We start from the raw sequence: 20,909 nt of genomic DNA, 5'->3' as shown, positions 1-20,909 counted from the left end.
AATGAAAGCGGGAAAAGATCATTCATCTTTATCCAAAAACACTCTTGGCCTTATTTATGGCTTTTTTTAAGTCTATACCTTTGCCCAAAACACCTTTAAACAAGTCCCCTTCAACTTTTAAACGATCTACAGCATTAAAAATATTGAAGTCTTTCATCTTCAAACCAGGTTTTACTTCATCCCAATGCAAAGGCATGGAAACCGTTGCTCCCACTTTTGGCCGTAAAGAATAAGGTCCGGCGATGGTTGCCCCTGGCCTATTCTGCAAAAAATCGAGGTACATTTTCCCTTTTCGTGCAGCTATCATCCGTTCTAATGACGTATAATCAGGGATCTGTTTATGTACCAGATTTACAATGATTTTAGCGAACATCTGACTCTGATCATAATCGTATTTGGCATTTAAAGGAATGTAAATGTGCATACCGGTAGAGCCTGAGGTTTTACAGTAACTGGGCACCTCAATGGCATCAAGCACTTTTTTGGTTTCAAGGGCAGCCTCAACCACCTGATCGAAAGTGTGTTTATCAGGATCGAGATCGATTACGCAATAATCAGGGTTATCAGGGTGCTGCACGCGGCTAAACCAGGGGTTCATTTCTATACAGCCCAAACTGGCCATCCAGAGTAGGGAAGCTTCATCTGTTCCAACCAGGTATTCCTTTTTTTCGCCTTCGCCATTTTCGTACGGAAAAGTTTCGGCCCAATCCGGCGCTTTTCCTTTTACATCTTTCTGGTAAAAACTAGGGCCATGTATTCCGCCAGGAAAGCGATTTAGCGATTGAGGGCGGTCTTTAAGATAAGGTAAAATGTATTCAGCAACCTGATAATAGTAGTTAAACATATCCCTTTTGGTTACTTTATCCTCTGGCCAATACACTTTGCTCAGGTTGGTAAATTTAAGTTCATGGCCTTTTATTTTTCTCACCTGCGTTTCATCTTTCGGATTCAACAAAGTTTTAGGTTGTTTACCTTCTGGTGCTTTTATTGCCTGTTTATGTGGGTTTTCTTCATTAGCGTCATCAACAATTTTTTCTGTTGGCGCTTCTATTTCTCTTACCACTTCTTTCGCTTTTTTATCATCCCTCATTCCCTGAAAGGAAGGATGACGAAAAACACCGTCTTCGGTTACTTCCGTAAAAGCTACTTCGCAAACCAATTGTGGTTTCAACCAGGTGGATTTGGCCTTTGGTGGATTTGGCCTGAAACGTGAGGGTTTATTTACATCGGGGATACTTTCGAAAGGGCTTTTATCTACTATTATCGGCTTAAACTGCTCCATCATTGTTTTTTGCAGTTTATCCGAAAAGCCGGTACCTACTTTGCCAACATACTGCAATTTTCCTTTTTCATATACACCGAGTAAAAGTGAACTAAAAGATTTGGAGGTATCGGCATTTTTGGTAAAACCAGCTATAACAACCTCCTGGCGTTTGTGCACTTTAATTTTCAACCACTCTTTCGATCTTCGGTCAGGAACATAAGTGCTATCCGTTTTTTTGGCGATGATGCCTTCCAAACCCATCCTTTGAGCGGCATCAAAAAAATCGACACCACTGGCTTTGAAAACTTTCCCTAAACGCAAACGGTCATCATCGGTCGGCAGTACATCATTTAAAATAGCCTGACGCTCATCAAGCGGTATTTCCATCAGGTTTTTGCCCTCATACCAAAGAATATCGAATACATAAAAAACGAGTTCGCCATCAGCTTCACTTCGCCAGTTTTGCAATGAACCGAAATTGGATATGCCTTTGTCGTTCAACACTAAAATTTCCCCGTCCAAAACGGCATTGATTTTCCATTCGTTAAGCAGGTCATAAATGGGATAGAACTTTTCGTTAAATGATTTATTATTCCTCGAAAAGAGTTCTACTTTTCCTTTGTTGATAAATGCTAAGGCCCGGTATCCATCCCATTTTACTTCATATTGCCAGTTTGGATCATTAAATGGCTCATCAACCAATGTGGCCAACATGGGTTTTATGTTTTCAGGCATGGCCGATTTTGGCGCTTTTTTCAGAATGGCTTTTACATCCATGCTTTTATCATCCCCTACTGGTTTTGTTTCTTTTTTAACCTTTGGCCCGGGATTTTTTTTTTCGGGCTTTATTTTTTGCTCTTTTCCTTCTTTCCAAACCTTATCCGACGTCTTCTCCATCTTTTCGATGGTTTTTCCGGAAAGAACCGATTTATCTTCTTTGGTTATATCTTTTGTGGAGGCATAATCATCTTTATGTTTAATGAGCAACCAGCCATTTTCGCCCATGCCATGCGTTTTAACCAGAGCAAATTCGCCATGAAGTTTTTCTCCGTTCAATTTAATTTTCAACGAACCTTCATTTAACTGTTTTAAAAGATGTTTTTCCTGTGCTTTTTTACCTTTTATAGCCTCAATCGGTTCATAGGTACCTTCATCCCACACAATCACGGTTCCTCCACCATATTCGCCCTGCGGGATAATGCCTTCAAAACCTTTATAATCGTAAGGATGGTCTTCTACCATCATGGCCAGGCGTTTAGTTTTCGGGTCGGTTGATGGACCTTTTGGCACCGCCCAACTTTTTAGAACGCCTTCCATTTCGAGTCTGAAATCGTAGTGCAACCTGGATGCATCGTGTTTTTGAATTACAAAATGTAATTTATTACGATCGCTGCTTTTACCCGATTTAGGTTCTGTAGTTTTTGAGAAATCGCGTTTGGAAACATACTTTTTCAAACTCATAATCAATATTTTACTTTTTCAAATAATCTTCAACTGCATCGGCAGAGGTTCCGACTGTTTCTACGGCAGCTTTAAGTTTATCTTTGCTCACGCCAAACTTGTTAGACCAATAATCCAGCTCATAAGCTTCGTCAATGTTGATTCTTGACCGATCAGAACCACCTTTTTTTTGTTTATCATCCATAAATATTCTGATTAGACAGCTATAAAACAGTCCTGTAACGAAAAAGGTTTTAACACCCGTCTTTGCAAACGGGCATTAAAACCTTTAAGAAAATAAAATTTTAAACTTAATCTGTTAGCGCAATAACCATTTCAGGCTCTGTTTCTTCCGCATAAGTGAACCTATTATTGGTAGCATTATAAATAACCTTTAACCATACCAGAAAATAAGGCAGGCTGATGACAGCGGGTGTTTTGTAAAGAAAATATTACTCTTTTCAGTGATGATAGTTAAATACCGAAAACGACCGAATTTGTCAAATAATTATTGCTTTAAAGCCATTTTTCGGGAGTTCAATTTTAGGGATTAACTAAAATTTAAGATTAATACGATTTTTTGAGAATTAACTGACAAAATTTGAAAACCAAAAAGAAAATATTCTGTTTTTATATGGTACTAACCAAAATTATAAAAATGGAAAATCAACTTAATTCGATGAATGCCAGAAAAGAATTTATCGAGATTGCAGACGAACAAGACCGCAACTATTGGGCCGCCAGATTGGGCATAAGCACTGAAACACTTAAATCAGCTGTAAAAGCACTTCACAGCATGGAATTCTCCAAACTGAAAGAATACTTCACGATGGAAAAAATTAAATCAGGAAGTACCTATCAAAGGTTTGTGAATCAATAGTAAAGATTATGTATTATAGAAATCAAGGCAAAAATCCGGTAACGGTCGGTCAATCCAATACAGAATCATCACATTTAATTGATCTGCAACCTGTTAAAAGTATTTTCGACCAAAAAGCAAAAGGTAACAATATAAACCATCCAAAGGCAGGCATTAGAACTTTAACCGCTTTCTTTAATAAAAATGGTTTATCTAACCTGCTTTAAGCTATTTAAAAAAAGATTGGTACAAACTGTTAATGGCGGCGCGACTGAAATCGGGAAAACCATCTGTATAGGTTGCATTTATTCCGTTCGTAATAATAACAAATCCAAACTTTTCTTTGGGATTAAACAACATGGTACTATATAACCCATAAGCAGAGCCGGTATGTCCTTTTAACTTAACCCCGGGTATAAGTTGATCTGCAGTTCTGATGGCCAGGCCATATCCTTCCTCATCTGTTAAGGCCTTTTGCATCATTTTAGCACTTTTTTTGGTGATTATTTTAACACCATTTGATGTGCCATAATTTATATGCATCATCATGTATTTAGCTAAATCTGTAGCCGAAATTTTCATTCCTCCTGTTGGCGAAAAAATCGGTGTGGTATAACCCATCACATAATTGGCAATTTCTTTCCGCCTCGGCGCGTAAGCACCTGGAGAAGGTGTATAAGTTTTGGTATCTGGATGATACTCGTACAAATTCACAAAACGTGTGCTGTCCAAAGAATCTATATAATAACCAGCGTAAAGTCCTAATGGCTTTATAATGTGGTTTTTCACATAATAATCAAAGCGTTCGCCCGACTTCTTCTCAATGATTGCACCAATCAGGTTAAAGTTAAGATTACAATAATCAAATTTGCTTCCCGGGGCATAATCATTATAACATTTGGCCCAATTTGAATTTTTATCGGGATTGATCACATCGAAATTTAAATATCCCTGCGAATCGTTTAAACTGGACGTATGCGACAACGCCATCTTTAAAGTAATTTTCTGATCTGGAAATTTTGGATTTCTGATTTTAAAACCGACCAGATCTCCAAGATCATCATTGAGAGAAATTTTACCTGCTTCTAACAGCTGCATAATAGATGTTGCTGAAAAAGACTTAGATATCGAAGCAATCCTAAAAATATCCTGATCGGTTAAAGGTAGTTTTTTCTCCAAATCTTTTAAACCAAACGAATGGGTATAAATAATCTGGCCATTTTTGACTACCGCTACGGAAGCGCCAACAGCCTGATATTTTTCCATTACGGATTTAAATTCAGCCTCAGCTTTTTCGTTTTGTGCTTTTGATGGCGTGATAAAACCAACGATCAAAAAAAGTGCATAAAAATATTTAAATTTCATAGTCTTGCAGGATATGGAATAAATATAAATGATGTAGCAAAACAAAGGTCTGACGTAGCAAAGAATTTACCTGGCGTCGTTCACTTCAAGCCAATGTCCATCCGGATCCTTAAAATAAATTTGTTTTACGCCGTCAACACGGAGGGTAATTCCATCTTTCTTTCCTGGCCAATCCTCGAAACTGATATTTTTGGCATTCAGCTTTTTTACAAATTCATCAACTGACGGAACACTGAAACACAAGTGTCCGTTTTTATCAAAAGTTTCATTTCCCTTTGCCCCCTGGATTAAATGCAACTGTCCGGCTGGCCCTAAGGTAAACCAGGTATGTCGGTTATCTTTAAAAGGTTCGGGAATCATTTTAAGGTTGAAAACACTTTCGTAAAAAGTAGTGGCTTTGTTTAAATCGGCTACATAAACAGCGATATGATTTAAAATAGCGGGGGTATTTTCTGGTTTATTTTGCGCCATGGCTTTTTGAAATAGGATAGAAAATAAAATGATGGTGGTTAGAAAGACTTTTTTCATGTTTAAATATCAAACTTCTAAAGGAATAATTTTTATATTTTTTTTAATACATTCTCCAATCATTTTTTTTGAGAGGTGCTTCGACTCCGCTCAGCATGACAAAGTGCGTAAAAACGCAAAGGCGCGATCATTATCTCCTGGAGCAATGCAGAGTGGTGAGATCTTTGAACTTGATCATTCTATCCAATAAAGATCCTGAAACAAGTTCAGTATGACGACACGAGTTAATGTATTCATACTAAAAAATCTGCTTCGCAGAGCCTTCAGGTTCTTTGCTGCGCTACCATTGATTCCATTAGAATCGTCGTCATCTCGACTGTAGCGCAGCGCAGTCGAGAGATCTATCTAGACAGATTTCTCGACTGCGTTGCACTCCGCTCGAAAGGACGTTCGTGGGGAATTTTCAGTGTTCTCTGTGCTTCCGTGGCAAAATGAATTTTAATAAAAAAGGTCTTAGCGAGACGCTAAGACCAGTAAATGAGATCTTTGAACTTGATCATTCTATCAAATAAAGATCCTGAAACAAGTTCAGGATGACGACACGAGTTAATGTATCTATGTAAACAGATTTAGTTTCGCTGAGCAGTTCGTAGTTCTCGACTGCGTTGCACTCAAGTCAAAAATGATCGCGGGGATTTTCCGTGTTCTCTGTGCTTCCGTCGAAAAAATTAATTGCAATAAAAAAAGGTCTTAGCGAGACGCTAAGACCAGTAAAGTAGGCTAAAACCTGCAAAAAAGAAAAAGATTCTTCGCTGCGCTCAGAATGACAAATCATCTTACTTCGCTAAACTTTCAAATTCTTCTTCAGTCAATTCAATTTCTGCGGCTTTTAAATTTTCTTTTAAATGTTCTACAGATTTTGTTCCAGGAATTAAAAGGATATTTGATGATCTTTTTAATAACCAGGCTAAAGCAATCTGCGCGGTTGTAGCGTTATGTGTATCGGCAATTGCTTTAATCTTATCGGCTAACTTATGCGGACCAGAAGCTAACGGAAACCATGGAATGAAAGCCAGACCCTGTTCTGCTGTAAAATCCAAAACACCCTCCCACTGCCTGTTGCTAAGGTTATATAAATTTTGAACCGAAACTATCGGAAGAATGTCTTGCACCTGCTTAATCTGATCGATGGTTACTTCTGATAAGCCAACATTTTTTATTTTACCTTCTTTCACGGCTTCTACCACAGGCGCCAGGGTTTTGGCGACATCCACATTGGGATCAATGCGGTGCAGTTGCCATAAATCGATTGAATCTACTTTTAAACGCTGTAAACTTCCTTCAATATCCTGTCTGATTTTTTCTGGTGCACCATTAGGCACCCAATTGTTTGGACCTGGTCGATCAAAACCGCCTTTAGTGGCTATAAAAAGACCTTTTTGAAAAGGTGATAAAGCATCGGCAATAAGCGTCTCGTTAAATTTTGGTCCATAAGCCTCCGCTGTATCAATAAAATTAACGCCATTCGCCACTGCTTCGCGCAAAACCGTGATTGCATTTTCGCGGTTTTCTACTTCGCCAAAAACACCATTTCCGGTTAATTGCATTGCGCCATAGCCTAAGCGGTTAACTTCTAATTCGCCAAATTTAAATGTAGTTTTTTCCATTTTATTTCAGATATGATGATAAATTCAATGATAAAGATAACCGCAGGCAGATGTCATTGTTTGCAAAATGAATTTTATGATAAATAAATGAACAAAGGGTAAAAACCTGCTCTTGTGTTTGCGCACTTCAGAAACGAGCGTTAGCCACTATAAAGATTCTTCGCTGTGCTACATTGACAGCCCTAAGAGAAAGATCGTCATTGCTTTGTCGGCTGAAAGGGCCTCCTCGCAATGACGATACCGAAAGGTATTTAACGCTGGATAGAAACGAGCGTTAGCAGCTAAAGATTCTTCGCTGCGCTCAGAATGACAAAAAAGAAAAAAGCTGCCCCGATTTGGAACAGCTTAACTTATAAGGATAATAATGAAATGAGTTTATATGAATTTAACTATCTCCATCCGCCACCCAGAGCATGATAAATATCTACTACAGCATTTAACTGTTGTTTTTTAGTTTCGATCAGCTCTAACTTCGATTGTAATGCATCGCGTTGGGTCATCAATACCTCAAAATAATCGGCTCTGGCAGATTTAAACAAATCGTTCGAAATATCAATCGACTGTGTAAGTGCAGCAACCTGTTTTGACTTCAGATCATAACTTTTCTGTAGATTGCTAATTTTTGATAACTGATTGGCAACTTCAATGTAACCATTTAAAATGGTTTTTTCATAATCAAAAACTGCCTGCAACTGTTTGGCATTTGCTGTTAAATATTCTGCCTTTATCGCATTTTTATTGATTAGTGGCCCGGCTAAATCTCCGGCTAAAGAATAAATTAAAGATTCTGGTGTTCTTAATAAATATGAAGGATTAAAAGCCTGATAACCAATTGCAGCGGAGATACCCAATGATGGATAGAACTGTGCTTTAGCTACCTTAACATCTAATTTAGCAGCGGCTAGTTCATACTCCGCCTGTTTAATATCCGGACGGTTAGCCAATAGCTGTGAAGGTAAACCTGTTTGTACAGTTGGCGGAACCAAATCTGTAAAATTAGATTTGTCTCTGACGATCGGTTGAGGATAACGGCCTAACAGGAAGTTAATTTTATTCTCCGTTTCGGTAATGTTCTGCTGAATATCAAATTCTAAACTTTTTGAGCTTAGCACTTCTGCCTCAAATTTACGCACCGCAAGTTCATTAACCCTTGAAGCCTGTTTCTGGATTTTCATCAGCTCCAAAGCATTGCTCTGCAGTTCGATATTCTTTTTTACCGTTTCTAACTGGTTATCGGCCGCTAATAACTCATAATACGAATTGGCTACCTCGGCAATTAAATTGGTAATTACGAAATTCTTACCTTCTACTGTCGAAAGGTAGTGGCTAATGGCCGCTTTTTTAGAATTACGCAGTTTATGCCAGATATCCGCTTCCCAATTGGCCTGTAAACCGAAGTGATAATCAGGCAGTACTTCTGGCACACCTTTGCCTGGCGTAATTTCTGTAGAAGCATCGCCGGCACCCGAACTGGTATAACGGCCCACTTTATCAAATCCGGCACCAGCGCCATAGGTTACGCTTGGTAAGAGTTCTCCTTTTCTGGCCTTGATTTCATTTTTGGCAATTTCAATATCCTGAAGGGTAATATTTAGCTCCTGGTTATTTTTAAGTGCAGTATCAATCAGGTTGATCAGGTTAGGATCTGTAAAAAAGTTACGCCATTGAATACCAGCTGTACTTACTGTATCCTGTGAGCCATTAAAGCTCACAGGTACATTTTTATTTTCGGCACGTTGGGCTACTTCCGGTAGCTTACAGGCGGTATATGCTGCGCATATTAACACCAATCCAAGGCCTTTATAAAGATTATTCTTAAACATTATTCTCAATTTCTTCAGTTAACGGATGTTCTTCTTCAATTTTGATGAGCTTGTGTTTAGCTGCAATTGTTCCGAATATATAATATAACCCAGGGATCACGATTACACCGAAAATGGTACCGAAAAGCATACCACCCGCAGCAGCCGAACCAATGGTACGGTTACCGATCTTACCAGGCCCTGTTGCAATCATCAAGGGGATCAAACCTGCGATAAAGGCAAAAGAGGTCATTAAAATCGGACGGAAACGCACACTTGCACCTTCCATTGCCGCTTTAAGCACTGTTGCTCCCTGACTTTGGCGCTGCGTAGCAAATTCCACAATCAGCACCGCATTTTTACCCAATAACCCGATCAACATTACCATGGCCACCTGTGCATAAATGTTGTTTTCCAGTCCCAATAATTTAAGGAAGAGGAATGCGCCAAAAATACCGGCCGGTAAAGAAAGGATTACTGAAAGTGGTAAAATGAAACTTTCATACTGCGCGGCCAAAACCAGGTACACGAAACCTAAACAGATCAGGAAAATGTAAATGGCCTCGTTGCCTCTTGATACCTCATCTTTAGAAATACCTGCCCAATCGATACCAAATCCCCTTGGCAAAGTTTTCTTGGCTACTTCAGTAATGGCTTTAATGGCCTCACCCGAGCTATAACCTGGAGCAGATTGTCCGCTGATCTCTGAAGCATTGTACATATTGTGTCTGGTAATCTCCGATAAACCATAAACTTTACGCATTTTAATGAAGGCCGAAAAAGGCACCATCTCATCCCGGTCATTTTTAACCGATAGTTTTAAGATATCCTCTGGTAAAGCCCTGTATTGAGGCAAGGCCTGTACGATTACCTTGTACTGGTGGTCATATTTAATAAAGCTGGTTTCGTAATTACTCCCTACAAATGTTGACAGGGTATTCATCGCATTATCAATACTTACTCCTTTTTGTTGCGCAATGTCGTTATCAACATCCAGCATGTATTGCGGGAAACTCGCACTATAGAAAGTAAATACGGATGAAAGCTCTTTACGTTTATTCAGCTCACGTACAAAATCTTTGGCAACGGTTTCCATTTTTTTGTAATCGCCACTACCTGCTTTATCCAATAAACGAAGCTCGAAACCGCCTGCTGCACCATAACCCGGAACTGCTGGTGGCTGGAAAAATTCGATGGTTGCACCAGGGATAGATTTTGATTTCTCTTCAAGCTCTTCAATAATTTCTGCTGCTGAATGTTTACGATCGCTCCAATCTTTCAGGTTAATTAAACAGGTACCCGAGTTCGATCCTGTACCTTCGGTAAGGATTTCATATCCTGCCAATGATGAAACTGATTTTACACCGTCAATGTCTTCACACATGCTCTGCAGCTTCTCAGCAATCTGGTCGGTACGTTCCAAAGTAGATCCCGGAGGCGTTTGGATAATGGCATACACCATCCCCTGATCTTCGTTAGGAATAAATCCTGATGGTACACTTCCACTTAATCCCCAAACACCCAAACAAAAGGCAACTAATATACCAAAGGTTAATATCCTTCGGCTTACCACTTTGCTCAATACCAGTTCATATTTACCGGAAAGTTTGTTAAAACCATTATTAAAACCATCAAGGAAACGGTCGATCATGGTTTTCTTTTTGGTTGAACCGTGATTGTTCTTCAACATAATGGCACATAATGCCGGTGTAAGCGTTAAAGCCACAATACCCGAAAGAATGATTGCCGTTGCCATGGTAATAGAGAACTGACGGTAGAAAATACCCACCGGACCAGACATAAATGCTACCGGAATAAATACCGATGCCATCAGGAAAGTAATCGCAATAATTGCTCCGCCAATCTCTTTCATGGCCTGTTGTGTAGCTTTGAGTACCGAAAGGTGCCTGTCATGCTCCATCTTGGCGTGTACTGCCTCAATTACCACAATCGCATCATCTACCACTACCCCAATGGCCAATACTAAAGCAAATAGGGTAATTAAGTTGAGTGTAATGCCGAAGAACTGCATAAACACAAAGGTTCCGATTAAGGATACCGGTACAGCAATGGCTGGAATAAGGGTTGAACGCCAATCGCCAAGGAATAAGAATACCACTAAACCCACCAGTATAAAAGCCTCCACCAAAGTGTGGATTACCTTTTCTATAGATGCGTCCAGGAATTTGGAAACGTCGTAACTAATTTCGTAATCTAAACCTTTAGGAAATGAAGCCGATTTAATCTCGGCCATTTTAGCCTTAACATCTTTAATAACCTGACTGGCGTTACTGCCGTAAGATTGTTTTAAAACGATCGCAGCAGATGCCTTACCGTTTAAGGTAGAGTATAAATTGTAAGCAGAAGCACTAAAATCTACATCAGCGATATCTTTTAAGCGAAGCAATTCTCCATTGGGAGTTGCCCTTACCACGATGTTTTCATATCCTTCTTTGGTATTAAAACGACCTGAATATTTTAACACATATTCAAAAGCCTGCGAACGCTTACCCGAACTCTCTCCTGTTTTACCTGGAGAGGCTTCTAAACTCTGTTCGTCAAGCGACTTCATTACGTCATCTACAGAAATTTTATAGGCCTGCATACGGTCTGGTTTTAACCAGATACGCATGGCATAATCCCTATCTCCCAAAATATCGGCAAAACCTACACCATCAACCCTTTTTAGCTCGGAAAGCAAGTTGATATCGGCATAGTTATACAGGAAGTTTTGATTCATTTTAGGGTCTTTACTGTACAAGTTGATGTACATCAACATGTTCGACTCTTCACGGGTAATTTTAACCCCTTCGCGAACCACTAAAGGTGGAAGTTTATTGGTAACGGCCGCTACACGGTTCTGTACGTTAAGCGAGGCCTGATTGGGATCGGTACCCAGGTTAAATACTACCTGAATTGATGCTTCACCATCATTACCTGCATCAGAAGCAATATATTTCATTCCCGGTACACCGTTAAGTGCACGCTCTAGCGGAATAACCACCGATTTAATCAACAATTCGTTGTTTGCCCCGGGGTACTCTGCCGTAATATTTACTTTAGGCGGTGAAATGGATGGGAATTGTGTTACCGGCAGGTAGCTGATGGCCAGCACCCCGAGAAACACAATAATAAGCGATATTACGATAGAAAGGACGGGCCTTTGTATGAATTTACTAAACATAAAATAAGTATGGAGGGGTTTAGATTATTCTGTTTTCAATCTCAATTGTTTCATCACATCCTGAGGCTGCTGGAATTTAAAGGCAATTTTATCATCGTCTTTAACTTTCTGTACACCTTCAAGTAAGATCTTATCTTCTATTGTGATGCCGTCGCCGATGATGTATAAATCCGGCAGCTCGCCTGCAATGGTAATGGCCCTGGAGTGTACCTTATTGCTTTTATCAATTACGAAAACATAAGTTTTATCCTGGATGTCGTAAGTTGCTTTCTGTGGAATAACAATGGCATTTTTTAAAGGAACAACCATCTGGATTTTACCTGTTTCGCCGTTTCTTAGTAAATTATCGGAATTGTTGAACCTTGCCCTGAATGCAATGTTCCCAGTTTCGTTATCAAATTCACTTTCGATCACCTCAACTTTACCCTTCGATTTTAGCAACTCGTTATTGGCCAGTAATAAACTTACTTCCTGCTGCCCTTTTGCCTTTGCAGCGCTCTGGTAGTTTAAATATTCCGGCTCCGATACGTTGAAGTAAGCAAAAACCTGGCTATTGTCTGACAGGCTGGTTAACAAAGCACCTTCATCAACCAAACTACCCAGTTTTAAAGGAATACGGTCGATGGTGCCATCAAATGGCGCTCTGATTTCGGTGTTAGACAAATGGAATTTAGCCAAAGAAGTTTCGGCATTAGCCGATTGCAGTTTGGCTTTGGCCATAGCAAGCTCATTTTTAGAAACGATATTTTTATCTGACAGTAATTTGGTGTTTTCCAGTTCAATTTCTGCCGATTTAGTTTCAGCCTGTGCTTTTAGCAACTCAGATTGAGCTGCCTTAGGCATAATCTTAAACAACAGCTGACCTGCTTTTACATGCTGGCCTTCATCTACATAAATATTTTGGAGATAACCCTTTTCCTGGGCCCTAACTTCTATGTTCCGAACGGATTTAATCTGCGAAACATATTCTTTGGTAAAGGAAGTATCCATCCTTAACGGCGTGGTTACTGCATAAGTAGCTACTTCTTCCTTTTCTTCTTTCTTCGAGGTGCAACCTGTTACGTAAAGCAAAGTACACAAGCCTAAGCACATGAGAACTCTTTTCATTTTTTTTCGTTAATGGTTTTAATCTGATTTATTTTTTTCTTTAATTAGTTTTCATTGGCAATCAATTTATAATGAAAAGCTATCTACGACCGGTTTGCAGATACTTAATTGATTTCAATAAATTGTGGTTACGCAATGATTTAATTCGAAGGCGAAATAAATACAGATTTATGAAGTTATAATGAAGTTGAACTTCAGGTTTCCATTCTGAAAATCATGGTTTAGCACATAAAAAGGTGATTTATAACTGCAAACAGCATATTTAGGGTACTTTTTTAACTAATAAAGCAATTAATGATTCCTTTAGATGAAGAAATTGGCATTTTCCCTAAAAAAACGCTTGTTTTTATTGTAATTGAATATTTGCTGTATAGTGAAGAAAAAGGTTTTATGACTGTTGAACTACATGAAATGAATTAATCAATTGGAAAAAGCGGGCCAGGTCTAGTTTATTATCGCCGGGCGCTCCCCTCCGCACATCTGCTATCCGGGAGCCAGCATTTATCAGTTTGATGAAGATGACATATCAGAAATCGGTTACGAGGATATGAAGCAATTACCCTCACGAAATCCTTTTTGGATATCCGCAGCTTTACCTTCGTCATTTAACAAACAGTTGAAATAAAACAACACCAGTCAACATAAAAAAATTAAGTCATTAAAAATAAAATACTTAGCAACAAATATTATATTATTTTAAACGATAATTATCCGGCACCGTAGGCAAGCATTACCTTTGCAAAAAATACCATAATGAACAATACCCAATCAAAAGCGCTAGAACTTGTTGTAGGCATTATAAAAGATACCATTGGCGATATTAAAATTGAACAAACTTCTGCAAGCTCCGTTACCCTAAAAGACGGTAACGCCACTATACAATTAACACAACAGGCAGGTGAAAGTGCAGATAAAGAAACGGTTGTAATCCTGGACCCGAAAGACATTATTTACAGCGAAGACCTTCTTCCGGAGCTAAATGACCTCACTTCGGTTACGGTAATTATAAACGGTTTGGATATAGAAACACACCTTGTTTTTCAAGCGGTAAGAGATTGTTTTGATCAGATCAGCAACAGTTACGAATTTTTGAAAATCTTTGAAAAAGACGTGATCAGAATAAAAAGCGGATTTAAATTTGGAAGCCATGCTTTTGTACTCAATGTACTGAATGAAAAAGACCAGATTTCTATCAGTGCAGAATTTGCAGCGTCATTTGATGCAGCGGTTAGAAAAACAGTTGAAACAGATGTAATCAAGGTACAAAAAGCCATTAATAAAATGGTTAAAGAAGACGGTGCGTTTTAATTGTCCGCTTTTTAAATAAAAACAACAAATATTTCGATAGCCCTCTGCCAAAAGCATGGGGCTATCGAAACCCGGTTGTTTTATACGTTCATCAGGATAGGCATGTTTATCCATCAATAACCGACGAGGTAGTGATTAGTTTTTTAGGGTATTGAAAAGCGATAATATGTTGCTGTAAATTCATTAAACCGTTGTCCAGCCATCTGCATCTGCCTGAGGCTTTGGTTTTGCTTTAGGCCTGTTTGCCAATTGTCGGATCCTGGCAACCTGTAAACGTGCTAATTCTGCTTCCTCATTTGTAATTCTGGCAGCATGCTTTATATACTCAGGATCAGTTTTATCTTTAAATGTAGCCTGTTCTGCTTTTCTGGAGGCAATAGAAGTTTGTAACCGACCAATATCATCAAGCACCTCTCCGTTCTTGTTTTCATTAATCACTCTGGTCACTTCAGTTCTAACAGCTGGCATGCTTCCATCTACTTTATCACCATGCAAACTGCTTTTTGTTGTTAAGTTCCGTTGCACAATACCTGCAAATAAAGATTGATGGCCTCCTGACATGTTTTTAGCTAACTGAACTGGGTGATTTTCAATTTGATGGGCTGTACTCATTCCCTTCGCTCCCATTACATCGGCCTCATGTTCTAATCCCTTGTCATCATTTACATTTACTTCGCCTTTTAGCTGCAAGGTAGCTTTTACCCTTCCCTGTTTTTGCTGTACCACGTGCCAGGCTTCGTGAGGCAGGTGTTTCTCCTGTCCGGGCGCTATGTGAATATTTGTTCCCTGTGCATAAGCGTGGGCCTGTAGCTGTGCGGGCTGATTTGAATTATAGTGTACGTTTACATCGTCCATTGATAAGCCAGAAAGGTTTTCTATACCGTTTTTCAGGTTATCGGGTAACTTGCCACCGGTGCCTTTTTTCTGAACAGGATGTGCCTGCTGCTGAACATAGTCATCAGCTCCACTTTGCAATTTCAGTTGTGCAACTGCCTGAGGCCGTTTATCGTCAAATTTAAAAATAGCCTTATTATGGCTTTTTTTAGGCAAATTGGAGGAAACAGATTCGTTTTTATGCTCCTGAGCATTGTCTTTGTAGATATTCATCCTGTAAGCTTTAATTTGTAATGAAAACGGTTTTATTTTCTTTTTTAAATTCCCTTTTAATCCCTGCCAGGAGCTCTTGCTGGTTTACCAGGGTATCGTTTCTAGTAATGGCCGATAAGGCACAATAGCGCAATACGTTAATAATTGCTCCACCTGCCAGTTGGTACTCTTCGGCAATAGCTTCCAGGTTAATACTTTCATCAAGTTTGCAAACACCTGAAAAAGCTTTCTGCCAAAGTTGATAACGTTCTTGAACAGAGGGCATGGTAAAGTGAATAGCAGATTGGAACCTACGCGAAAAAGCTTCATCCATATTGGCCTTGAGGTTGGTAGCCAGGATAACTACGCCAGGAAAATCTTCAATTCGTTGTAAAAGGTAGGCTGTTTGCTGGTTGGCATGCCTGTCGTTAGCCGAGTCGGCCTGGGTACGCTTTCCGAAAAGGGCATCAGCTTCATCAAAAAACAGGATCCAGTTTTGGTGCTGTGCCACATCAAATATTTTCGAAAGATTCTTTTCGGTTTCTCCGATGTATTTGGAAACGATCATGGACAGATCTATTTTATATACTTCACGCCCGGTTGTTTTACCGATTAAAGTAGCCATTAAGGTTTTACCTGTACCGGGAGGACCATAAAATAATGCCCTGTAACCTGGTTTCAGTTTTTTGGCTAATCCCCAATCTTCCATCAGGGTGTGGCCATGCGATAACCAGGCAGTAATTTCATTAATCTGTGTAAGCACCAAATGATTGAGCACTACATCTTCCCACTCCATCGCCGTACTGATTTTTTGAGCGGGAAATGAAGCACTGTTTTCGGCCATCAGTTTCTTTCCGGTAAGGAAATAATTAAACCAGCTTCTGCTTAAACTCAGCTGCCCGCTTAACCATGGCAAATGACTTTCTGTTTCGGTAAGGATAAGTACATCTTCCTTATAAAGAATATTTTCTTTTCCGAGTAGCTCCATGAGCTTGTAGCGCATTTCCGGATGCTTAACGGTAAGTAAAAAACAAAGGGTTTCGCCAGTAGGTAAAAAACCATTATAATCTTTAGTCGTTAATCCTCCAAATTCGGTAAAACCTCTGTCGTGCATTTGATTTTTGGTAAAAAAAGTATCAAGAATTTCAGGACGCAGGTGTGGTGCCATGCTGAGTGCAATGGCAAGCCTTGCGTAAATATCCAGGTTCCATTTTTCAACCATATCGGCATAAGGGCTATCACTAAGTGAAAGATTGGGCAAAGGAATTTCCATCCAGTCTTTTTCGTGCCCCTCTTGCAAAAAATAAGTGGCCATACATTGGGCAATTACCGCTTCTAACCAATCAAGTTCTTGTCTAAGTACCGTTAAAGCATTGTTATTCTCCATATTGGTTAAATAGTTTTTCTACATCATCGAGGTTTGCATCCGCCCATTTAAAATAAAGCAGAGCGGTATTTGGGTTCAGTTCGTTTGGAGCAAGGAGATCGAGTATATTGCCTTGCGAGTAAGCACTCTGATCGTTAACATAGTGATGGTCGTAATGAAAATCGTATTCGTAAAAGCCCAGTGCCCATTCGTTGTACCCACGCCATTGGGCAATGAGCTCTGAAACTAAAGTTTCGACCTTTTCTTCCCTTACCACCAGTTTTTTAGCTTTATAAAAAGAGGGTTTTCGTCTTTCTTCGCGGTGATAAAATTCTATGTCTTTAGATTGAATGGTCTTTGAAGAATGATGACCAAAGAGATCAACCAAACCGAAATTTTCTTCATCTGTTGCAATTTCGAGTTCAGCTAAATCTGCACCCGAAACTGCAAGTGTCCAATCGTTGGTAGTCGCAACTTCGGTAACCACATAAACTTCCCTGAACGAATAATAAGTTTGTGTAAGCCTGATAATTAAGGCTTGCTGAATATCATTCCAGTTGAGCATCCGGATCGATTCGGGCTCATTTGCCTTAAAAATGAAACTACCCTTTTCTGCGAAAGCAAGAATTTGTTTACTAAACTCAAATTCACCAGCTATAGGGGCACGACCACTTCCACGACCTGAATAAGGTTTGGTTACGCCATCATTAAAACTCCACCCTGTAGGATTTAGCTTATTATTATACCCAATTTCTATATCCTGAAGTTCGATAACCTTGTTGCGAAAAATGTTTCCAAGTACGATCATTTGCCCATTTCTGATCTGGAAGAAATCACCGGGTAAAACAGACTGGCCTAATGGCGCTACAGGGATAAAGCCGCCGCTACGCCTATAAAAATTCTGGTAAAAATTCATGTACACATTTTCCATATCGAAAAGGATATATAATCCACCGTTTCAATATAAAAGAAACGGTGGATTAGCATTTAAATTTAACAAATTAAGAAGCTAAAGCTGCTGCATTGGCTGCCGCCAAACCAGATTGAAGCGATTTAAGTTTAACCTGTGCTGTATTGAGGCTCGCTTTTGCCATATTTAATTGTTTAGCAGCGGTAAAATTAGCTTTTTCTGCTAACGTATAATTCTTTTTGGCAACGGCATAGGCCTGGTAAAAAAGTTGCTGAAGAGAAGCCAGTCCATCGGCGTTAGCGTATCCGGTAATCATTTCGGTAAAGCCTATAGATTGCGTGTACTCCAACCCTATTGTTGTTTCTGCCTCCATTTCGGTAGCTTGTGCCACAAAGGCACTCTGTAAAGCCACCAGGGTTAAGGCCACTGCATTGTTGGCATCTGCACCTGCAATCGTAACCATGCTCACCAATTCGTCAGAAATTAATGGGTTTAGTGCTTTTTTCCTTACAATAACATTTGCCAGTTTATTAATTACTTCCGCGCTATAAATCAGTTTATTAATCACCGTATTTATTTTTGCGGTCAGAAATTTGGTCTGTACATTAGCCTCAACCATTTCGTTAAAAGCAATTTTAGAGTTGCTTTGGAGGTCGGCAGCACTTTGCACCAGCTGATCGATCAAAATCTTATTGTTGTAGGCTTGTGTTTTATTATTAGTGGCAGTGGCTAAAAAGCCCTGTAAATCATTAGACTTTGTGGTTAATGCATTAACAATAGACTGATATTGTGCTACATTTCCCTGCGCATCCATCACCTGGATGGTTAAGGCATCAAGTTCGTTTTTTTTACGCTCGGTAACCCCATATTTCCTATAGCGTTCGAGAATAGGTGCAGTTATATTTTTTGTTGGCGTTTTCATGATGTATATAATTTAATGATCCGTTAATACTTAAAATATTCTGTTTTATCCATTTCAGACAGGGCATTTACAAAATCGTCTGCATTTTCTGCAGCTGCTGTTGAATAAGAAAGCGCTACAGGGAGATACTGGTCGCCCTTAATTAACCTGTTACCAAAATTATCAGTCGCATCAGGGCCAATAAAAGCAATCCACTGTACTGCAACATCAGTTGTTTTATCTGTATTTTTTCTTGCCACGATATAACTATCTGCATACACCTGTTCCGCAATCGCCACGTTAAACAGGAAGCCCGGTTTGGCAACTGTTTCGTCCGATATAGAATGTGCCATTTTGTCTTTCTGCGCCGTTAGTTTATGGAATTGTTTCACATTGGCATCATGGCTTTTTTGCAGTTCCTTTAACTGCGCAGTAATTGTTTTTTGGTTTACAACCAACGATTTTTGCTTTTCTGCATCCTCTTCGCTAACAGGCGCATCTTTTTTAGTATTGGCTGTAACTTGTTCATTCAGCTTGCTTAGTTCGGTTTCCAATAAACCTATTTTAAGTTCGTTGGTATAGTTTTCTTCCTGCAAAGCAGCAATTACAGGATCAAGTGCGATGGTAATTTCTTCCATTAATGGAAGTTCACTTTTAACCAAAAAATCAAGCGATTCGACGGTGAGTAAGCGATCGGAAGCATTTGCACTGAAAGGCAAAAACATGCAACGGTATTCTATATCAAGATCTGGGTTTTCTTCCGTTTCGAAAGTCATCAAATATGTAAAATCAACAATAGCATTATCATCTGCCGTACCAATTGAGTTTTTAAGCTGGTCGTTTTTAGCCGCTAATGCAAGGCGACGTTCGTTATCGGTCAAGTTTTTATCATCATAAGCCACAACCTTAATCGTTTTGCCAGCTACCGGCTGTAGTTCGGTAGTTAGGGTAAATACCTGAGATGGCGCTGATAAATAATCGTCGTAACAATTGGTTTTTCTTTTATAATCGTCTGTAAAAATGGCCATTACGAATACCACATAATCTTCTCCCAGTCCAATTGGCTTATTGTCTGAATCGGTTACAGGTGGTTTATCCCCATCCTTAATGTTATAGTAAACATCAACCTTTTGGCTTACCGGTGAAGTGCTTACAGGCGTTACCTTAATAACCTCACTATTGCCTAATGACAGGATATTTTCTGCATTAGAAATAGAAAAAGTTTGTTTTTTAGCATCCTTAACCACCATGATGTAATACTTTTCTACCGGGTACATCGGGTTTTCATCTGTCTTACCGCTTGGAAACGGGCTTTCAATCAGGTCAAAATTTACCGTAAAACTAAGCGGGTTATCGGTATTGGTTTCTACATTCAGGTTCAGGTTTAATTCCTTGTTGGTAAGTGCATAGGCAGATTTAGTAGCATTATAAGAGATATTGATCATTTCTAATGCACCTTCATCCAGTTTTTCAGTCGACCGTACTGCAGCGATTGCAGTGCTATCCGTTACAATATTCTGGGTAGCAGTATTAAAATCGGCGGTTGTAATTTTCAGTACCGAACTCATCAGGCCATTAGTGGCTTTGGCCATATCAAGCACGGTTGACGCAGATACTTCTGCAGTAAGTGTAGAAGCTTCCATAGCCATTTGAGAGGTTACTTCTGCGTCGTAAGCGGTTTCGTTTATTAGCTTACTGGCCTCTCTTGCCAGCATATAAATACTACTGTCAAAATCTGCGGCATTTAAAATGCTGTAAATACTACCCATATCGCCAGCCAGGCGAACAATTGAATTGGTTGCAATCTGTACATTGGATGCAGAAACCGCTATATTGGTTGTAGATTGTTTAACAAACTGATTGGCCTGTGTGGCAGTGCCCAAAAGGTTTACCAGAACGTTATTATCCTTAGTGGCCTGGTTTTGTGTGGCCGTTTTGGATTGGTAAGTATCTGTTGCTATAGCTAGGTTCTGTTCTGCAGCAATGGTAGCACCCTCTGCATGGTAAAGGGTAAACATTGCTGCATTTACCTGCGAATAAAGGTCTTGTTCTTCGATATCCAGACTCTGCAAAGAGTTTACGATAGCTGAATGTAGGTTTTCATTGTAAGAATTCATAATTTCTATCTTAGTTCGTTAAATTGATTTAATGTTTAATGTAGGTTCAAAATCATAAGCACTAG

General features: G+C 39.4%; 17 protein-coding genes. 4 read left to right on the top strand and 13 right to left on the bottom strand.

What is annotated here, in order from left to right; all coding sequences use genetic code 11:
* Positions 1-28: 28 nt before the first annotated feature.
* Positions 29-2,725, bottom strand: coding sequence for a DNA ligase D (gene ligD / locus BCL90_RS06910; protein ID WP_121283252.1), 2,697 nt, complete (start codon positions 2,723-2,725; stop codon positions 29-31).
* A 10-nt stretch (positions 2,726-2,735) separates the two neighbouring features.
* Positions 2,736-2,909 carry a DUF3606 domain-containing protein gene (locus BCL90_RS06905; RefSeq protein WP_121283251.1) on the bottom strand — a complete coding sequence of 58 codons (174 nt, stop codon included), beginning with the start codon at positions 2,907-2,909 and terminating at the stop codon, positions 2,736-2,738.
* 453 nt (positions 2,910-3,362) lie between these two features.
* Between BCL90_RS06905 and BCL90_RS06900 the strand changes: the two genes are divergently transcribed.
* Positions 3,363-3,584, top strand: coding sequence for a DUF3606 domain-containing protein (locus BCL90_RS06900; RefSeq protein WP_132397480.1), 222 nt, complete (start codon positions 3,363-3,365; stop codon positions 3,582-3,584).
* Positions 3,585-3,592: 8 nt separating this feature from the next.
* The gene (locus BCL90_RS06895; protein ID WP_121283249.1) at positions 3,593-3,790 is read left to right on the top strand and encodes a hypothetical protein; all 198 of its coding nucleotides are present in this window, start codon (positions 3,593-3,595) and stop codon (positions 3,788-3,790) included.
* A 1-nt stretch (position 3,791) separates the two neighbouring features.
* Here the strand turns inward: BCL90_RS06895 and BCL90_RS06890 are convergent, their stop codons facing one another.
* The 6 genes from BCL90_RS06890 to BCL90_RS06860 all read right to left on the bottom strand — a co-directional run bounded on the left by BCL90_RS06890 (position 3,792) and on the right by BCL90_RS06860 (position 13,156).
* A complete protein-coding gene (locus BCL90_RS06890; RefSeq protein WP_121283248.1) occupies positions 3,792-4,928 on the bottom strand; it encodes a serine hydrolase domain-containing protein in 1,137 nt (378 codons plus the stop codon).
* 66 nt (positions 4,929-4,994) lie between these two features.
* Positions 4,995-5,456, bottom strand: coding sequence for a VOC family protein (locus tag BCL90_RS06885; protein WP_244095065.1), 462 nt, complete (start codon positions 5,454-5,456; stop codon positions 4,995-4,997).
* A 776-nt stretch (positions 5,457-6,232) separates the two neighbouring features.
* A complete protein-coding gene (locus tag BCL90_RS06875) occupies positions 6,233-7,063 on the bottom strand; it encodes an aldo/keto reductase (protein WP_121283245.1) in 831 nt (276 codons plus the stop codon).
* Between the two features lie 389 nt (positions 7,064-7,452).
* A complete protein-coding gene (locus BCL90_RS06870; protein WP_121283244.1) occupies positions 7,453-8,886 on the bottom strand; it encodes a TolC family protein in 1,434 nt (477 codons plus the stop codon).
* The gene (locus BCL90_RS06865; RefSeq protein WP_121283243.1) at positions 8,879-12,049 is read right to left on the bottom strand and encodes an efflux RND transporter permease subunit; all 3,171 of its coding nucleotides are present in this window, start codon (positions 12,047-12,049) and stop codon (positions 8,879-8,881) included. Before BCL90_RS06865 ends, BCL90_RS06870 begins: the two co-directional genes overlap by 8 nt.
* Before the next feature lie 24 nt (positions 12,050-12,073).
* Positions 12,074-13,156, bottom strand: a complete 1,083-nt coding sequence (locus BCL90_RS06860) for an efflux RND transporter periplasmic adaptor subunit (RefSeq protein WP_121283242.1) — start codon at positions 13,154-13,156, stop codon at positions 12,074-12,076.
* A 294-nt stretch (positions 13,157-13,450) separates the two neighbouring features.
* Here BCL90_RS06860 and BCL90_RS26105 point away from each other — a divergent pair, with 294 nt between their 5' ends.
* Positions 13,451-13,576 carry a hypothetical protein gene (locus tag BCL90_RS26105; protein ID WP_262707545.1) on the top strand — a complete coding sequence of 42 codons (126 nt, stop codon included), beginning with the start codon at positions 13,451-13,453 and terminating at the stop codon, positions 13,574-13,576.
* A 333-nt stretch (positions 13,577-13,909) separates the two neighbouring features.
* Positions 13,910-14,464 (top strand): hypothetical protein, encoded by a 555-nt coding sequence (locus BCL90_RS06855; protein ID WP_121283241.1) that lies wholly within the window; start codon positions 13,910-13,912, stop codon positions 14,462-14,464.
* 183 nt (positions 14,465-14,647) lie between these two features.
* On the opposite strand, the gene BCL90_RS25900 is transcribed toward BCL90_RS06855, so the two are convergent.
* The 5 genes from BCL90_RS25900 to BCL90_RS06830 form a co-directional block, all read right to left on the bottom strand.
* Positions 14,648-15,571, bottom strand: a complete 924-nt coding sequence (locus BCL90_RS25900) for an eCIS core domain-containing protein (protein ID WP_208529855.1) — start codon at positions 15,569-15,571, stop codon at positions 14,648-14,650.
* Positions 15,572-15,581: 10 nt separating this feature from the next.
* A complete protein-coding gene (locus BCL90_RS06845; protein WP_121283240.1) occupies positions 15,582-16,937 on the bottom strand; it encodes an ATP-binding protein in 1,356 nt (451 codons plus the stop codon).
* On the bottom strand, positions 16,927-17,847 hold the full coding sequence (locus tag BCL90_RS06840) for a hypothetical protein (protein WP_121283239.1): 921 nt from the start codon (positions 17,845-17,847) through the stop codon (positions 16,927-16,929). Before BCL90_RS06840 ends, BCL90_RS06845 begins: the two co-directional genes overlap by 11 nt.
* A 70-nt stretch (positions 17,848-17,917) precedes the next feature.
* Positions 17,918-18,748 carry a hypothetical protein gene (locus BCL90_RS06835; RefSeq protein WP_121283238.1) on the bottom strand — a complete coding sequence of 277 codons (831 nt, stop codon included), beginning with the start codon at positions 18,746-18,748 and terminating at the stop codon, positions 17,918-17,920.
* Between the two features lie 23 nt (positions 18,749-18,771).
* Positions 18,772-20,844: a hypothetical protein gene (locus tag BCL90_RS06830; RefSeq protein WP_121283237.1), complete on the bottom strand. Its 2,073-nt coding sequence runs from the start codon at positions 20,842-20,844 to the stop codon at positions 18,772-18,774.
* Between the last annotated feature and the right edge of the window lie 65 nt (positions 20,845-20,909).

Origin of the sequence: Pedobacter alluvionis (genome assembly GCF_003664035.1) — a bacterium.
Taxonomy (GTDB): Bacteria; Bacteroidota; Bacteroidia; order Sphingobacteriales; family Sphingobacteriaceae; genus Pedobacter; species Pedobacter alluvionis.
This window is presented reverse-complemented; position numbering and strand designations above follow the sequence as displayed.

Coding starts and splice junctions, on each gene's coding strand:
- ligD (WP_121283252.1), bottom strand. CDS start 2,725: ATGAGTTTGAAAAAGTATGTTTCCAAACGCGATTTCTCAAAAACTACA.
- BCL90_RS06905 (WP_121283251.1), bottom strand. CDS start 2,909: ATGGATGATAAACAAAAAAAAGGTGGTTCTGATCGGTCAAGAATCAAC.
- BCL90_RS06900 (WP_132397480.1), top strand. CDS start 3,363: ATGGAAAATCAACTTAATTCGATGAATGCCAGAAAAGAATTTATCGAG.
- BCL90_RS06895 (WP_121283249.1), top strand. CDS start 3,593: ATGTATTATAGAAATCAAGGCAAAAATCCGGTAACGGTCGGTCAATCC.
- BCL90_RS06890 (WP_121283248.1), bottom strand. CDS start 4,928: ATGAAATTTAAATATTTTTATGCACTTTTTTTGATCGTTGGTTTTATC.
- BCL90_RS06885 (WP_244095065.1), bottom strand. CDS start 5,456: ATGAAAAAAGTCTTTCTAACCACCATCATTTTATTTTCTATCCTATTT.
- BCL90_RS06875 (WP_121283245.1), bottom strand. CDS start 7,063: ATGGAAAAAACTACATTTAAATTTGGCGAATTAGAAGTTAACCGCTTA.
- BCL90_RS06870 (WP_121283244.1), bottom strand. CDS start 8,886: ATGTTTAAGAATAATCTTTATAAAGGCCTTGGATTGGTGTTAATATGC.
- BCL90_RS06865 (WP_121283243.1), bottom strand. CDS start 12,049: ATGTTTAGTAAATTCATACAAAGGCCCGTCCTTTCTATCGTAATATCG.
- BCL90_RS06860 (WP_121283242.1), bottom strand. CDS start 13,156: ATGAAAAGAGTTCTCATGTGCTTAGGCTTGTGTACTTTGCTTTACGTA.
- BCL90_RS26105 (WP_262707545.1), top strand. CDS start 13,451: ATGATTCCTTTAGATGAAGAAATTGGCATTTTCCCTAAAAAAACGCTT.
- BCL90_RS06855 (WP_121283241.1), top strand. CDS start 13,910: ATGAACAATACCCAATCAAAAGCGCTAGAACTTGTTGTAGGCATTATA.
- BCL90_RS25900 (WP_208529855.1), bottom strand. CDS start 15,571: ATGAATATCTACAAAGACAATGCTCAGGAGCATAAAAACGAATCTGTT.
- BCL90_RS06845 (WP_121283240.1), bottom strand. CDS start 16,937: ATGGAGAATAACAATGCTTTAACGGTACTTAGACAAGAACTTGATTGG.
- BCL90_RS06840 (WP_121283239.1), bottom strand. CDS start 17,847: ATGGAAAATGTGTACATGAATTTTTACCAGAATTTTTATAGGCGTAGC.
- BCL90_RS06835 (WP_121283238.1), bottom strand. CDS start 18,748: ATGAAAACGCCAACAAAAAATATAACTGCACCTATTCTCGAACGCTAT.
- BCL90_RS06830 (WP_121283237.1), bottom strand. CDS start 20,844: ATGAATTCTTACAATGAAAACCTACATTCAGCTATCGTAAACTCTTTG.